Annotated in this window: 15 protein-coding genes and 1 pseudogene; 10 read left to right on the top strand and 6 right to left on the bottom strand. The window is 69.2% G+C overall.

Annotated elements, in window-relative coordinates; all coding sequences use genetic code 11:
- Complete coding sequence (locus HMPREF9336_RS17210; RefSeq protein ID WP_007469079.1) at positions 1 to 507, top strand: hypothetical protein; 507 nt, start codon at positions 1 to 3, stop codon at positions 505 to 507.
- A 28-nt stretch (positions 508 to 535) separates the two neighbouring features.
- Here the strand turns inward: HMPREF9336_RS17210 and HMPREF9336_RS17205 are convergent, their stop codons facing one another.
- A complete protein-coding gene (locus HMPREF9336_RS17205; protein ID WP_007469078.1) occupies positions 536 to 1,864 on the bottom strand; it encodes an HNH endonuclease signature motif containing protein in 1,329 nt (442 codons plus the stop codon).
- Positions 1,865 to 2,099: 235 nt separating this feature from the next.
- Here HMPREF9336_RS17205 and HMPREF9336_RS17200 point away from each other — a divergent pair, with 235 nt between their 5' ends.
- The 8 genes from HMPREF9336_RS17200 to HMPREF9336_RS17165 all read left to right on the top strand — a co-directional run bounded on the left by HMPREF9336_RS17200 (position 2,100) and on the right by HMPREF9336_RS17165 (position 8,708).
- Positions 2,100 to 2,663 (top strand): hypothetical protein, encoded by a 564-nt coding sequence (locus HMPREF9336_RS17200; protein ID WP_007469077.1) that lies wholly within the window; start codon positions 2,100 to 2,102, stop codon positions 2,661 to 2,663.
- A gap of 1 nt (position 2,664) precedes the next feature.
- Positions 2,665 to 3,174 (top strand): hypothetical protein, encoded by a 510-nt coding sequence (locus tag HMPREF9336_RS17195; RefSeq protein WP_007469076.1) that lies wholly within the window; start codon positions 2,665 to 2,667, stop codon positions 3,172 to 3,174.
- Positions 3,167 to 3,667, top strand: a complete 501-nt coding sequence (locus tag HMPREF9336_RS18755) for a hypothetical protein (RefSeq protein WP_007469075.1) — start codon at positions 3,167 to 3,169, stop codon at positions 3,665 to 3,667. Before HMPREF9336_RS17195 ends, HMPREF9336_RS18755 begins: the two co-directional genes overlap by 8 nt.
- A 67-nt stretch (positions 3,668 to 3,734) precedes the next feature.
- Positions 3,735 to 6,713, top strand: coding sequence for an alpha/beta fold hydrolase (locus HMPREF9336_RS17185; protein WP_007469074.1), 2,979 nt, complete (start codon positions 3,735 to 3,737; stop codon positions 6,711 to 6,713).
- A 46-nt stretch (positions 6,714 to 6,759) separates the two neighbouring features.
- A complete protein-coding gene (locus tag HMPREF9336_RS17180) occupies positions 6,760 to 6,999 on the top strand; it encodes a hypothetical protein (protein WP_021030937.1) in 240 nt (79 codons plus the stop codon).
- Between the two features lie 13 nt (positions 7,000 to 7,012).
- A complete protein-coding gene (locus HMPREF9336_RS17175) occupies positions 7,013 to 7,591 on the top strand; it encodes a hypothetical protein (protein ID WP_007469072.1) in 579 nt (192 codons plus the stop codon).
- 11 nt (positions 7,592 to 7,602) lie between these two features.
- Entirely contained in the window at positions 7,603 to 7,809 is a 207-nt protein-coding gene (locus tag HMPREF9336_RS17170; protein WP_007469071.1) for a Trm112 family protein, read from the top strand.
- Positions 7,806 to 8,708, top strand: a complete 903-nt coding sequence (locus tag HMPREF9336_RS17165) for a DMT family transporter (RefSeq protein WP_007469070.1) — start codon at positions 7,806 to 7,808, stop codon at positions 8,706 to 8,708. Before HMPREF9336_RS17170 ends, HMPREF9336_RS17165 begins: the two co-directional genes overlap by 4 nt.
- Before the next feature lie 17 nt (positions 8,709 to 8,725).
- Here the strand turns inward: HMPREF9336_RS17165 and HMPREF9336_RS17160 are convergent, their stop codons facing one another.
- The 3 genes and pseudogenes from HMPREF9336_RS17160 to HMPREF9336_RS17150 all read right to left on the bottom strand — a co-directional run bounded on the left by HMPREF9336_RS17160 (position 8,726) and on the right by HMPREF9336_RS17150 (position 10,923).
- Positions 8,726 to 9,559 carry a class I SAM-dependent methyltransferase gene (locus tag HMPREF9336_RS17160; protein WP_007469069.1) on the bottom strand — a complete coding sequence of 278 codons (834 nt, stop codon included), beginning with the start codon at positions 9,557 to 9,559 and terminating at the stop codon, positions 8,726 to 8,728.
- A gap of 59 nt (positions 9,560 to 9,618) precedes the next feature.
- Positions 9,619 to 10,463 (bottom strand): annotated as a pseudogene (locus tag HMPREF9336_RS17155) (alpha/beta fold hydrolase).
- Between the two features lie 37 nt (positions 10,464 to 10,500).
- Positions 10,501 to 10,923 carry a PPOX class F420-dependent oxidoreductase gene (locus tag HMPREF9336_RS17150; RefSeq protein ID WP_007469066.1) on the bottom strand — a complete coding sequence of 141 codons (423 nt, stop codon included), beginning with the start codon at positions 10,921 to 10,923 and terminating at the stop codon, positions 10,501 to 10,503.
- Between the two features lie 140 nt (positions 10,924 to 11,063).
- Here HMPREF9336_RS17150 and HMPREF9336_RS17145 point away from each other — a divergent pair, with 140 nt between their 5' ends.
- Positions 11,064 to 11,657 carry a hypothetical protein gene (locus tag HMPREF9336_RS17145; protein ID WP_021030935.1) on the top strand — a complete coding sequence of 198 codons (594 nt, stop codon included), beginning with the start codon at positions 11,064 to 11,066 and terminating at the stop codon, positions 11,655 to 11,657.
- Here HMPREF9336_RS17145 and HMPREF9336_RS17140 read toward each other — a convergent pair.
- Together HMPREF9336_RS17140 and prpF are read right to left on the bottom strand one after the other, a co-directional pair.
- On the bottom strand, positions 11,637 to 12,176 hold the full coding sequence (locus tag HMPREF9336_RS17140; protein WP_007469064.1) for a hypothetical protein: 540 nt from the start codon (positions 12,174 to 12,176) through the stop codon (positions 11,637 to 11,639). The two genes, HMPREF9336_RS17145 and HMPREF9336_RS17140, sit on opposite strands and share 21 nt — an antisense overlap.
- A 104-nt stretch (positions 12,177 to 12,280) precedes the next feature.
- Positions 12,281 to 13,450 carry a 2-methylaconitate cis-trans isomerase PrpF gene (gene prpF / locus HMPREF9336_RS17135; RefSeq protein WP_007469063.1) on the bottom strand — a complete coding sequence of 390 codons (1,170 nt, stop codon included), beginning with the start codon at positions 13,448 to 13,450 and terminating at the stop codon, positions 12,281 to 12,283.
- Positions 13,451 to 13,481 lie beyond the last annotated feature (31 nt).

Below are 13,481 nucleotides of genomic sequence, written 5' to 3'. Positions count from 1 at the left end.
ATGGGGGAGACCGAGCAGACCGCGAAGCAGCGCGGCCGGAAGCAACATGGCCGCAAGAAGTGGCGCGGCAAGGCCCTCGTGTGGGCGGTGGCCGGGATGGCCGGCTACTTCGCGATTGTGGACTTCTGCTGGCTGCTGCTCAGCTCCGGCTCTTTCACGCTCGCGGCGGAATCGGGGCTCGTCGCGATCCTGCTGGTCCTGCTCGTCGGCTGGCCCGCATGGCTCATCGTCTGGGCGGTCGCGCTGCTCTGCGGAGGGTCCGCGCTGGCGCTGGTCCCGAAGGAGAAGCGTCGGCTTCGGCTGACATGTTTCATGCTGGCGATCGCGTCCGGCTGCGGGGCGGTCGCGTACGGCCCGTTGGCGTTGATCTATGGGACTGAGATCAGTTGGTCGCCGTTCAGTCCGCTCTTCCTCGCGCTCGTCACTTTCTTCGTTGGGCTGTTCGCGGCGTGGTCGTACTATCCGGGTCGGCGGCCTGGCTCGGAGCAGGAGCCGTCCGCGCTGTGACCTCGGCGGGCAGTGCTGGGCTCGGGCGTTATGCGTTGTCGGTTTGGTGGAGTGTTCGGCGGAGGTATTGGGCGAATGCTGGTGGTTTCCAGTGGGTTGCGCCTCGGTGTTTGGCGGTGTGCCAGTGGCGTGGTCCGGGGCCTGCGAGCCGGTGGTGGGCGGAGCAGGCGAGGGTGAGTTTGTCGATGTCGGTGTTTCCGCCGGTTGCCCATTGGTCGACGTGGTGGACCTCGCAGTAGTTGGGTGGCGCTGTGCAGCCTGGGAACGAACAGCCGCCTTCGGCTGCGGCGAGGGCGATGCGTTGGCCAATGCTGGCGGTTCTCTTTGACCGGCCCAAATACAGCGGCACTTCGCGGTGCTGGTCGAAAATCGTGAGATACGGGATCGTCTTGGCCGCCATGCGGATGAGATCCCGGACGGGGAGGGCTGTCTGTCCTGCGGTATAGGCCAAGCCTGCTGCCTCGTGCAGCTCTTGGAGGGTGACGGTCGCGTTCACGACCATGGGAACGCCCTTTTGGAGGGCCTCTTGGACTTCCTCGACCGAAGTTTTCCCGTCCGTGAATCTACGTGCTAAGAACTTGAGGGCGTCATGCTGGCGTTGGCCGAGGGAGCGTCCGTCGCGTGCCTCGGCTTCCGCGAACGAGATGTTCTCGTCCTCGGTCGTGCTGGTTTGCTCCTGCTGGTCTGGGTTGAGGACTCCGGGGGCTGCCAGTTTGGCGAAGACGACTTCAAGATACGCCCTTGCCTCGGGGTCGATGCGGCCTTTGAGGACGCTCATTTTGTCGGCGCCTTGGATTCCGAGTTGGATGTAGGACTTTCTGCGCCGGTCGCGCTCGTCCTCCAACGACCCGTCCGGGTCCACGCAGGAGAGCAGCCGGATCGAAAGGGGCCGAAATTGATCCGGGCGCAATCTCGTGGCGAATCCCGCGAGTTCCCGGTTGGCTTGCTCCTTCACCTCGGGATCGACCCTCGCGGGGACATGGTTGTCGAACTCGCGGAGCACTCGTACATGCTCCACGCCGATCAACCCCTCGGACTGGGCTTGCGCCGCCTCCCGGAGCCGGGGCGGCAACACCTCCCCCGTGATCAACGTCGTGGCTCCCAGATCCTTCGCCGCGCGGATCCGCTCCGCCGCGTCGCTCAAACTGATCGAGAGCCGGTCGGCGAGCAAATCACGGAGCTTGACTCCGCCGAACCCCGCACAAACCCCCTGCTCGTCCATCTGGTTGATGATCGCATGTCCCGCGCTTTGCGCCCGTCGGACCAGCTCTTCAAGCCCCCGCAAGTGCTCCAACCGCCGCGCGTTCGACCACGAGGAGGTGTCCTCCTGGTCGAGATCGAGCAACCCGTCGCGCATACAGCAATGATACCTTTGTTTGATAGATTTCTCAATAGATTATCGAGTTTATTTTTCAAGAAATTGATTCATGTAAAATAGGGGCTTGGTTTTAGTCCTCCATGGGCTTCGCGGCGCCGTGCCGATGCGGCGGCGTCCCCCGGGACCAGTATCCAGACGACTTTGTAGGCTGGCCGTCTATAGTGACCGGAGTGGGAGATCGTGTGGGTTTTAGGGTCCGTGGGGAGGTTGCGGCATGACGTTGCGCAAACCGAGGGACAAGCAATGGACGAGTGTCGCGTTTAATTGCACGCTCATCGGCAGCCTGTCGGTGGCCGTCGTGCAGGGATTGGTCTTAGCGGTGGTGGAATCGGACCGCATGACGGTGGGCATTCTCTTCAGCGCGTCATTATGCAGTGCGTTGTCGACGACGGCGATCTTGTTGTTGCTGATCGCGGTCTCGACCGCAGGCGTGGCGCGCTTTATGGAGGAAAAGGCGGACCTCGCCGAAACGCGACGCGTCTTCATCCGAGCTGTCGTTTCGATCCCGCAAGGATGCAGCATTTTGTTCTGCTCGTTCGGAGTGCTGGTCGAGTTCGCAGATCTTCATCGCTCCAGTTTGCTGAGCCTGGTGCCCCCGATATTGGACTGGGCGCTGTATTTGGCTCTGACGGTCTTGGCGGCGCGCGCCTCGGCTGCGGCGTATTTCGACTCGGCGTATCCGACCGGCCCGGAGCCGCCCGCGCGGGAGCGGCGCGTGCAATCCTACTTCGCAGAGCCGCCGCTGCCGTCCTCGCCGTTCGAACCGAAGGAGGAATGATATGGCCGCATCTCGCCGCTGGTGGCAGTCTGCGACATGGTGGCTCCTGGGCTTTCCGGTCCTTGGGATGATCGTGTGGGGCTGCGGGAGCGTGTTCGCCCAGATCGGATGGACCGCTTGGTTCGGCGGCTCGAACTCCGTGCCGCGTCCGCTCCTGCCGCTGCTCCTTGGCTCCGTCGTATATTTCGGCTGTATCGGCCTCCTCTTCTCGGCGGCGGTCAGCGCCGGGGCGGGGCTCGTGCACGAATTCGCGAAAAGCGCGCCGTCGGACAAACGGGGCGCGCTCGCGGTGCTCTGCGCTCTCGGTTTCCTCGCTCCGGTGGAACTTGCCGTCTTTTGCTACGGGCTGCCGATGGGCGACGGCCCGGTGAATAACTTCGGACTCGGGTTCACTTTCCGGCTGCCGTGGGCCAGCCCCTACGCGCACGCCGCGCTCGTGGGCTTCGGCGCGTGGTTCGGGGTCCGGGCGAAAGACGAGACGGCCGAGCCGGGGGCGGCGACCCGTGCGTGACCGGGCGAGGCTGTCCTGGCAGACGAAATGCGCGCTCTGGACCGCGGGCGGCGCGGTGGCCTCCGGGTTTTTCGTCGCGGCCGCCGAGGCTGGCTACGGAGGAGACCGCCCAAGCCTGACAGATCGCGCGGCGGCGGGACTGGGGATGGCGGTCCTGGTGCTCATCGACGGGTTCGTCGTCTGGTTCCCGCTGTTCCTGGTCGCGCTGGCGAGCGGCTGCCTCGCGCGCGCCGCCATCGATTTCGGCGGACCGCCGCGCCAAGCATGGCTTCGCCGGATCGCCTTCGCCTGCTGCACCGCGTTCTTCTGCACCGCGTTCGTCATGGCTTGGCTCCACGGCACGTCGCATGCTTTCCTCCGAGCGCTCTCCGAGGCCGTCGCCCCGGTCTCCTTCGTGGCGGCGCTGTGCTACTGCCCGTCGCCGAATGCGCCTTCGGGGCTTGATCGTTATCAAGCCGAGACCTGCTCCGAGCAGGTTCGACAGGGTCCCTAGACGTCTCCCAGTGCCACGCGGTACCCTCTCTCGAAAGAGGCCTGCCTGGCCTAAGAAAGGGGCGAATATGCGCTTGGCTCAGGAGTTTGGCAATGTGGCCGCGCGCCTGATCAACACGGCTCAGAACGGGTTGGAGGTGCTGCGCTTCGGAGGGTTCGACATCGGGCATTACGAGTCCGACCACCAGATCGTCGACACCAAGCCGATGGCCCAACTGCGCCGCTACTTCCCGCCAGGCCAGCGCGACGCGCCCAGGACCGCCCCGGTCCTCCTGGTGCCGCCGCTCGGCGTCTCCGCCGACGTGTACGACATCTCCGAGCACGGCGCGGTGACGCAGCTGCGCGAGGCGGGGCTGGACCCGTGGGTGCTCGACTTCGGCTCCCCGAACCGCTCGGAGCGCGAGGCGGAGCGCAGCCTTTCCGACCACGTGCTCGCCGTCGTCCAAGCCATCGACCTGATCAACAAGCACACCAAGCAGGCCCCGCACCTCGCGGGCTACTCCCAGGGCGGGATGTTCTGCTACCAGGCCGCCGCGTACCGGCGCTCGGAGGGCATCGCCAGCGTCATCACGTTCGGCAGCCCGGTGGACGTGCAGGCCGGGCTGCCGCTCGGCTTCGGCGGAGACACCGGGAGCGATCTCGCAGAGTTCTTGGCCGACCAGGTGCTCCGCCGCCTCGCCGTGCCGAAATGGATGGTCCGCACCGGCTTCCAAATGATGGACCCGGTCAAGAGCGTGCGCGCCAGAGTCGATTTCCTGCGCCACCTGCACGACCGAGAGCTGTTGCTGCCGAGGGAGCGCCAGCGCCGCTTCCTCATGTCGGACGGCTGGCTGGCCACCTCCGGGCCCGCGTTGGCGGACTTCATCAAGGCGTTCGTGGTGCACAACCGGATGATGACCGGCGGTCTGGTGATCAACGGGGTGCCGGTCACCCTCGCCGAGGTCACCTGCCCGGTCCTCGCCTTCGTCGGCAGTTACGACGCCATCGCCCGACCGCCGACGGTCCGCGCGTTGCCGAAGGTGGCTTCGCGCGCCGCGGTGTGGGAGAAGGAGATCCCCGCCGGGCACTTCGGGCTGGTCGTCGGCTCGCTCTCCGAGCGCGAGGTGTGGCCGACCGTCGCCGAATGGATCCGCTGGCAGGCGGGCGAGCGCGCCGGGCGGCCCGAGGACATCGAGAAGATGGCGGTCGTCGCGAAGAAGGCGGCGAAGAAGCCGACCCAGGCGAGCCCGGGGCTGCTCGGGCTGGTGCAACAGGGCGCGGGAGTCCTGGTGGAGGCGGGCGTGCGGGCCGGCCAGGACGCGCTGGAGCTCGGAGTCCAGGTCGGGCGGACCGCGACGGCGTTCGCGGGCGAGGGGACTCGCGCCATCCCGCTCCTGATCCGGCTCGGGCAGCTTCGCCCGCAGACCCGCGTCTCGCTCGGCCTCATCATGGCCGAGCAGGCGCGCCGCGCGCCGCGCGAGGAGTGCTTCTTGTTCGCGGACCGCGTGCACACCCACGAGGCGGTGGGCAAGCGCGTGGACAACGTGGTGCGCGGCCTGATCTCCGTCGGCATCCGCCACGGCGACCGGGTCGGGGTGCTCATGCGCACCCGGCCAAGCGCGCTGGTCACCATCGCCGCGCTCAACCGGCTCGGAGCCGTCGCCGTGCTGATCCCGCCGTGGGCGGACCTGCGCCAGGCGGTCGAGGCCACCGGCGCGGGCGCGGTCATCACCGACATCACCAACTTGGAGGCGGCGCGCGCCGCGGGGGTCACCGTCCTTGTCCTCGGAGTCGCGGAGAGCCGGGACACCCCCGACCTCGGCCCCGGCGTCGTGGACCTGGAGAAGATCGACCCGGACAAGGTGTCCTTGCCCGGCTGGTACACGCCGAACCCCGGTCTGGCGAAGGACCTTGCGTTCATCCTCGTCACCAACTCCGCCGGGCATCTGGTGGCGACGCCGATGACGAACCAGCGGTGGGCGGTCTCGGCCTTCGGCACCGCGACGGCGGCCTCCCTCTCGGCGAGCGACACGGTGTATTGCACCTCGCCGCTGCACCATTCCGCGGGCCTGGTCGTCGGCTGGGGCGGCGCGGTGGCGAGCGGGGCCAGGATCGCGCTCTCCGAGTACAACGACGTGAGCCATAACGATCCGGAGCGTTTCTTCGAGGAGGTCCACCGGTACGGGGTGACCGTGGTCAGCTACACGTGGACGCAGCTGCGCCCGGTGCTGGCGGAGATGGAGAAGCGCCGCTCGGCGGAACAGCGCTTGCCGATCCGGCTCTTCGTCGGCTCGGGCATCCCCGCAGGGCAGTGGGAGCGGGTGCAGGAGCAGTTCGCCCCGGCCCGCGTCGTAGAGTTCTTCGCCTCGGTGCAGGGCGGGGCGGTGCTCGCGAACGTCCGGGGCGTCAAGCCCGGCTCGAAGGGCAGGCCGTTGCCCGGCGCGGCCAGGCTGGAGCTGGGCGCGTACGACGCGTCGGCCGACCAGCTCGTCCTCGGCCAGCGCGGCTTCGTCCGGCGGGCCAAGCCGGGGGAGCCCGGCGTGCTCATCGTGAAGCCCACGCTGGAGCAGGAGTCGTTCCTCTCCCGGCGCGGCATCTTCGAGCAGTGCGACGAATGGGTCATCACCGACCACATCTTCCGGCGCGACGACGACGGCGATTTCTGGCTCCTGGACAACCGGAGCGCGCTGATCCGCGCCCAGGACGGCCCGATCTGGTCGCAGCCGATCCTCGACGCCCTCGACCGGATCCCCGCCGTGGACCTCGCCGTGGTCTACCGGACGCAGACGGCGGGGCAGGAGCTTGCCGTCGCGGCGGTCACCCTGCGCCCCGGAGCCCGGCTGCGCGCGACGGACCTGCAGCTCGGGCTCGGGCCGGTGCCCGCCTCCGAGCGCCCGCACCTGGTGCGGGTGGTCCCGGAGATCCCGCTCAGCCCCACCTACCGCCCCATCGGGTACAAGCTGCAGGCAGACGGGACGCCCCGGCCGGGGCGCGGCGTGTGGTGCCGGGACGAGGACGGCGAGTACGCCCCGTTCACCGCGGCGAAGGCCCGGTCCTTGGGCTGGTAGGGTCTGCTGCGAGGAGGATACTCGCAGCAGAGGAAAGGGGGCCGAGTTGCCTTGGCAGGTCAAGGCGTGCGTATGGATCGTTTCCGGGTATGCCGCCGTGCTGTTCCTCTGGGGTTGGGGATACTTCGTGTCGCAAGAGGGGCTGCGGCTGGAAAGCCTTCTGGACGGTGTCCTGGGCGGCTTCTGGCTCGCGGTGTACTGCTTCGTCCTTTCCTGGCCGGTCCCGCTGGCGCTGTGCCCGGCGGCGGTGCTCTGCATGGGGGCGGCCCGTTGGTTGAGCCGCTGAGCAGGAGGTTGGCGTGAGCGGTCCGGGGTTCGCGGGAGCGGCAGGCCTGACCGGCGCGGTCGGCTGGCGGCGCTGGTGGCCGCTCGTCGCGCTCGGCGGGATCCTCGTCGGCACGTTCTGCTACGCGCTCGTGCTGTTCACGGCGGTGGAGGCGATTCCGCACTGGAACAGCCGTCCGGCGGCCAGCTCCTTGGCGAGTCTGCCGTTCTTCGCGGCCATGTTCGGGCTCTGCTTCGGCGTTGTCCTCTGGTTCCCGTTGTGGGTTTCGGCGGTGGTCGGGGGCGGTCTCGTGCTGGTGGCGACCCCGCGCCCGGCCACCGTCCGAGGGGCCCGGCTGCGCCGCCTCGCGTTCAGCGCGGCGACGGCGCTGTGCTCGGCTGGGACGGTGGGGCTGCTCTTCTTCGCGCTTTTCCGCGCCGGCAGCTGCCGTCCGGGTGCTGGCGATCCGTGCATGTACGACTTCTCCTCGGTGTTCTACGACCCGGTCGTCGTGACGCCGGTGGTGTTCGTCTGCGCGGCCCTCGCCTCCTGGTGGTACGCCCCGGTCGCAGCGCCCCCTCGGGCAGACCGGCCCCAGCGGGGGAGCTGGTAGGCTCGCGACTCATGGCGATCGACGCGAAACTGCTGGAAATCCTGGCCTGCCCGCAAGACCACGGCCCGCTCCTCTACGTGGCGGACGAGCTTCTTTACAACCCGAGGCTGCGGGTTGCGTACCCGGTCGAGAACGGCCTGCCGGTGCTGCTCGCGGACCACGCGCGCGCGGTGGACGAGGCCGAGCACGAGAAGATCCTCGCGACCGCGCAGCAGTGACCGCCGCCGCCCGGCGTTTGGCTCCGGGCCAGCAATGGTCGTTGGCGCTCATCGCCGTCACTGCGGTCTGGGGTTGGTCCTTCACCGCCATCCACGACGTGCTCGCGCGAATCGCCCCGTCCACGTTCGTCGCGTACCGCTTCGCGTTGGCGGCGCTGGTTCTGGCGCTGTTCGCCCGGATGCGCGGGCTGACCGGCAAAGAGGCGCTCGCCGGGCTCGGCGCGGGGGTCTTCCTCGGCCTGGGCTTCGCGCTCCAGACGCTGGGCTTGACCACCACCACGCCGTCCAATAGCGGGTTCATCACCGGGATGACCGTGGTGTTCATCCCCGCGGCGGCGTTCCTCGTCCACCGCGCCCGGCCGAGCCCGGCGCACCTGCTCGCCATCGCGCTCGCGGTCGTGGGCCTGGCGCTGCTGACCCTGCGCGGCCTGCGCGTGTCTTCGGGGGATCTGTGGACGCTGGGCTGCGCGGTCGCCTTCTCCTGCCACGTCCTCGCCCTCGGCGTGGTGAACCGGTGGGGGAACATCCTGCGGATCACGGTGGTGCAGCTCGCCGTCGTCGCCGCGCTCAGCCTGCTCTGGGCGGGGGCGGCGGGCGACCCGGTCGTGTTGGCGGGGGATCCTCGGGTGTGGTGCGCGCTCGCCGTCACGGCCACGGCGGGCACCGCTGTCGCGTATCTCGTGCAGGCCAAGGCGCAGACGGTGCTCCCGGCGAGCCGGGTGGCGCTGATCTTCACGGCGGAGCCGGTGTTCGCGGCCGGGTTCGGCTACTGGCTCGCGGGGGACCGGTTCACCGCGCAGAGCGTGCTCGGCGGCGTGCTCGTGCTGGCCGCGATGCTCCTCGCGGAGTTCGGCGGACGAAGCCCGGAGCCCGACCATTACGCGGGGCCCGTGGGCTGATCCGGGCGCTGCGTGGCCTAGGCGGGTTTCGAGGCGCGCAGCGTGTAGGTCAGCGGCAGGCTCCCGGACTGCTCGGCCAGCGCCCATTCGCCGCCGGGCCGCAGGGTCATCCGGCCGGGAAGGGCTTCCCAGGGCACGCTGTCGTGCTCCACGAGCAGATCGATGCGCAGTCCGCTGGCGATCAAGGCCGTGACGATCTCGCCGAGGGAGTGGTTCCACTCGTAGGTCTTCGAGGCCTGGATGGCCTGGCTCGTCGGCACGTAGGACTGGTCGTCGTCCCATTCCAGCGGCTCGTCGTGCTCGAAGTACGGATAGCGCGGATAAAAGGCTTCGGTCTGGGATTCGTCGAGCGACCACAGGATCGGGTGCCCTTCGCGGATGAAGAGCGATCCGCCGGGGGCGAGGAGTTCGGCGACCACGTCCGCCCACGGGGCGACGCGCGGCAGCCAGCAGAGGGCCCCGATCCCGGTGTAGACGAGGTCGAAGCTCTGGCGCGGGAGCGTGCTCGCCGCGTCGTGCACGTCCGCCCGCACGAACGTCGCGGCGTCGCCCGTCTCGGCGGCCAGCCTCCGCGCCTCGCGGATCGAGTTCTCCGAGAAGTCCAGGCCGGTGACCTCGGCCCCGAGACGGGCGAGGGAAATCGTGTCGGTGCCGATGTGGCACTGCAGATGGACGGCGCGCTTGCCCGCGACGTCGCCGAGCCTCGGCAGGTCGAACTGGACGACCTCGGAGAGCAGCGAGCGGTCCTTGACGAACTGTTGCACCTGGTACCCGGACCCGTCGCGCGCGGCGTGCGCGACGGCCCGCTCGTCCCAGTTCGCTCGGTTCGCGTCAGACCATTGCTGCTTCATCGATGCTCCGCTCTTGTGTTGTCCTCGGCACCGCGCGGCTCCGGGGGGATGGCGGAAATCTAGCAGCGCCCCGTTCTCGCGCGCATCTGGTTTTCGGGACGGGGCTCTGGGGCCGCGAGGAGCCCGTGAAGCTCGCCCGCGACTTGTTCGGGCAGTTCGAGGGCGGGGAAGTGGGTTTTGCCGTCGAGCCGCCGATAGGTGAACCAGGGGTGCTCCTGGTGGAACCGCTCGTGCAGGAGTTCGTCCTCGGAGCCGGCCGCGCCGTTGAAGACATGCCGGACAGGCCGGGGCTCGGCGAGGCGCAGCATGCGCTCCATCGGCGATCCCCACGCTCGGTAGGCGGTTTCGATGACCCGCCCCGCGCGCGCCCAGACGTCGAACCCGAAGCCGCCCATCTCGTCGCGGATATGCCTCTTCACCGCCGCGTTGTCGCTCCCCGCCAGCCAAGCGTGGAGGAAGCGCGTCCGGCTGGCCTGCCAGGTGTCGTGGTTTTGGAACGCGCGGACGCCCTCGAGGAAATCCGGCGGGGCCTCGGCCATGATGAGGTCGATGAGCAGAATCCGGGGGATGCGCCCCGCGCCGAGCCGTTCGGCGGCTTCGAGCGCGGCCCAGCCCCGTGCGCGTGGGCGACCGGCACGCAGGAGCCGATGTCGAGCGCGTCGAGCAGCGCGACGATGTCGGCGGCTTGCTCGTCGAGCCCGAAGTCGGGCACGGGGGTGCGGTCGATGCCGTGCCCGCGCCAGTCCATCCGCACGACCCGGTGGCGGGGCAGCAGGCGCGGGAGCAGCTCGTCGTAGGTCCGGTGGTCGTGCCCCCAGCCGGTCAGCAGCAGGATCGCCGGGCCGGAGCCGAGCCCTTGGTCGTCGAAGGCGATCTGCGCGCCGTTGAGGCTGATGGTGTGCATGTTGGGTTCCTCTCGGGTGCGAATCTCGGGCCGTGGTCTAGGCGGGCAGCATGGCGCGCACGCGGGCGGGGCTCAGCCGCACGATGGCTTCCCCCGGCGCGCTGTGGTGCTCCCGCACGTATGCGGCAGCGCGCTCGCGCCCCAGGTACCTGGCCGCGATCTCGATCAGCGCGGCATGGGTCGCGTCGGGCTCGGGGTCGATCTGGACCGTCCCTTGGACCTGCACGTACCCGTAGGGCTCGGTCTGGCTGGCCACGGTGACGGCCGCGCGGGGTTCCTGGCGCAGCGCGGCGATTTTGGCTGTGCCCAGTTGCGTGACGAACTCCAGCCGGTTGTCGAGGAACCGGTACCAGACCGGCGTCACGACAGGGCCGCCGTCGCGTCCGATATAGCCGAGCTGCCCGATCAGCGCCGGTTCTGCGGCGAGGAACTCGACAGCCCTCGCGTCGATGTGGAACATTCGCGCCAACCTCCTGTGTCGTGGGCCTCCACGGTAGAACCTCAAGTTGACTTGAGGTCAAATCGGCCTTCCGGCGAAAGAGGGGACGCGTCGCCGAAGCCTCCGTGGCGAGTCGGCGCCGTTTGTGCGAGACTGGTCCCGTGGGCGATCACGAGGGGAAACATCGGCGGGTCGACGGTTCCGCGTGGTTGCTGCGCGCGTTGGGGTGGACGGTCGGCGGCATGCTCGCGTATCTGTTGGTCGTCGGGAGCGTTTCCGCGCTGCTGCGAACCGGCTCCATGGGAGACGCTTTGCGCGATGGGTTCGGGCTTGCGGGTTTCGGATTGGTCTGCGGGTTTTTCGTGTGGGTTCCGCTCTACGTCGCGGCCGTGGCGAGCGGTTGGCTGGCGCTTTGCGCGACTCGTCGGGTTCCGCCGGATCGGGACGCGGCCCGTCGGCTGGTCTTCGCCGTCGCCACAGCGGCGGGCTCTGGGATGTTCCTCTTCTTCGGATACTTGTGGCTCTGGACGGGCGGCGACCTTGGCGCGAAAAGCTCGCTCCTGCTCGAGGTCGTGGCTCCGACAGCCGTGATCGCCGGTGTCTCGGCGTGGTGCTACTACCCGCGTGAGAGACAGCAGGGCAGCTTCGACAGGGCGGAGGAGCCGAGGTGGGAGCGGCCGAAAACCTTCCAAGAGTATTTCGCCGAGCCGCCCGCCCCGCCGAGCCCGCCGGGCTCATCTGCGTCCGATGTCTGAGTCCAAAAGAGCCCGCGCCGCCCCGCGCGCATCGGCTTTGTATTTCTCCCAGTCGGACCTGGAGACTTCGTGCTCTTCCATGAAGTAGAGGCTGGAGAAACCGGGCATCAGACCGGCGAGCGCCGGATGCCTTGCTTCCCAATCGTCCGGCAGCTCGCCCGGCGCCACCCAGTAGAGAAGTCGGGAAGCCTCGCGCTCGGAGAGCTCGCCGCGCAGCAGCTGCTTGGACCAATGGCGGGCGAGATACAGGATGGCTTCTTCGTCCGAGCCGAACGGAGCCACGTCCAGCTCCGCCAGCACTTCGACGAACAAGTCGTGCACCGAGGCGGGGTAGTTCTGGACTTCCCGCCGGGTGAAGCCCGCGAGCTCGCGCAGCGCAGGGGTGTCGTAGTCCGCGAGCAGCAGCCGCACGGCGAGATCCGGGTACCCCTCCACCAGCCCGATGCCGAACCGTCTTTCCGCCGCAGCCGCGCAGAGCGCGTCGAGCGGCGAGATATCGAGCTTGCTGTCTTCTTCCATGGCCGCCTCCTCGTGGTCGCCGTCCCCTGCGCAAGCAAAGGGAGACAGCCTATGGCGGGGGGAGCGCCGAGCGCAAGGGCATTATGGTCCGGGCGGCCGGAAGCTCAGAACGAGCCGTGCGGCACGCGGACGCGCCCGTCCATGAGCACCCGAGCGGAGCGCGACATCACCGCAGAGGCCACGGCCCAGCCGTTTGCCCCTTCGCGGGCCTCGACCCCGACTGCCAGCGTGCCGGAAGGGTGGCCGAGCCGGACCGTCGAGCGGACCCCGCAGGCGGCGCTGGCGACCGTGCCGGGCACCGCCGCCGCGGCGGCGAGCGCGACTGCCGCTGTGCCGGGGACCGCGTGGTGCAGCTTGCCCATCGCGATCACGCGGACGAGCAGGTCGAAATTCTCCGCCGCGATAGGCTTCCCGCTGGAGGCCGTGTAGGCGCTCGGGGGCGCGAGGAACGCGAGCTTCGGGGTGTGTTGGCGCGCGACGGCTTCCTCGGGCCGTTCGATCAGGCCCATTCGGACTGCGCCGTGCGCGCGGATCGCCTCGAAAATCCGGAGCGCGCCCGAGTCGCCGTTCACAGCCTCTTGCGGCTCCGCGCCGGTCAGGCCCACCGCGCCCGCGTCGATCAGGACGAGCGGGATGCCCGCGTCGACCAGCGTCGTGCGCACGGAGCCGAAGCCGGGGACGTCGAGCTCGTCCACGGGCCGTCCGCTGGGGAAGAGCGCGCCGCTGTCGGCTGGGTCGAGGAATTCCAGCCGGGTCTCCGAGGCGGGGAAGGCGACCCCGTCCAGCTCGAAGCCGCCGGTCTCGAGCACGGTCCCGTCCGCGACAGGCACATGCGCCACGATGGTCTTGCCGGTGTTGGCCTGCCAGATCCGCACGGCGCACGTCCCGTCGTGGGGCACGCGCTTGGGATCGATCAGGCCGCTCGCGATGGCGAAGGGGCCGACCGCGGCGGTCAGGTTGCCGCAGTTGCCGCTCCAATCGACAAAGGGCTGGTCGATGCCCACCTGCCCGAACAGGTAGTCCACGTCGTGGCCGGGCCGCTCGCTGCGCGAGACGATCACGGCTTTGCTCGTGCTGGAGGTGGCCCCGCCCATGCCGTCGGTCTGCTTCCCGTAGGGGTCCGGGCTGCCGAACACGCGCAGGAGGAGCCGGTCGCGCGCGGCTCCGGGCCGCTGGGCGGCCTCCGGCAGGTCGCCCAGCCGGAAGAACACGCCCTTGCTGGTCCCGCCGCGCATGTAGCTCGCAGGGATGCTGATCTGGGCCGAGGCGCTCACCGCGCCAGGCTACCGGACCTGGTTGCGGAGG

The organism is Segniliparus rugosus ATCC BAA-974, from assembly GCF_000185725.2.
Lineage (GTDB): Bacteria > Actinomycetota > Actinomycetes > Mycobacteriales > Mycobacteriaceae > Segniliparus > Segniliparus rugosus.
The sequence above is the reverse complement of the archived record's forward strand: the minus strand, read 5'-3'. Positions and strand labels throughout refer to the sequence as shown.

What these genes read in the sequence shown, in the direction of transcription:
- HMPREF9336_RS17210 (WP_007469079.1), top strand. Translation starts at nt 1, where the DNA reads ATGGGGGAGACCGAGCAGACCGCGAAGCAGCGCGGCCGGAAGCAACAT.
- HMPREF9336_RS17205 (WP_007469078.1), bottom strand. Translation starts at nt 1,864, where the DNA reads ATGCGCGACGGGTTGCTCGATCTCGACCAGGAGGACACCTCCTCGTGG.
- HMPREF9336_RS17200 (WP_007469077.1), top strand. Translation starts at nt 2,100, where the DNA reads ATGACGTTGCGCAAACCGAGGGACAAGCAATGGACGAGTGTCGCGTTT.
- HMPREF9336_RS17195 (WP_007469076.1), top strand. Translation starts at nt 2,665, where the DNA reads ATGGCCGCATCTCGCCGCTGGTGGCAGTCTGCGACATGGTGGCTCCTG.
- HMPREF9336_RS17185 (WP_007469074.1), top strand. Translation starts at nt 3,735, where the DNA reads ATGCGCTTGGCTCAGGAGTTTGGCAATGTGGCCGCGCGCCTGATCAAC.
- HMPREF9336_RS17170 (WP_007469071.1), top strand. Translation starts at nt 7,603, where the DNA reads ATGGCGATCGACGCGAAACTGCTGGAAATCCTGGCCTGCCCGCAAGAC.
- HMPREF9336_RS17160 (WP_007469069.1), bottom strand. Translation starts at nt 9,559, where the DNA reads ATGAAGCAGCAATGGTCTGACGCGAACCGAGCGAACTGGGACGAGCGG.
- HMPREF9336_RS17150 (WP_007469066.1), bottom strand. Translation starts at nt 10,923, where the DNA reads ATGTTCCACATCGACGCGAGGGCTGTCGAGTTCCTCGCCGCAGAACCG.
- HMPREF9336_RS17140 (WP_007469064.1), bottom strand. Translation starts at nt 12,176, where the DNA reads ATGGAAGAAGACAGCAAGCTCGATATCTCGCCGCTCGACGCGCTCTGC.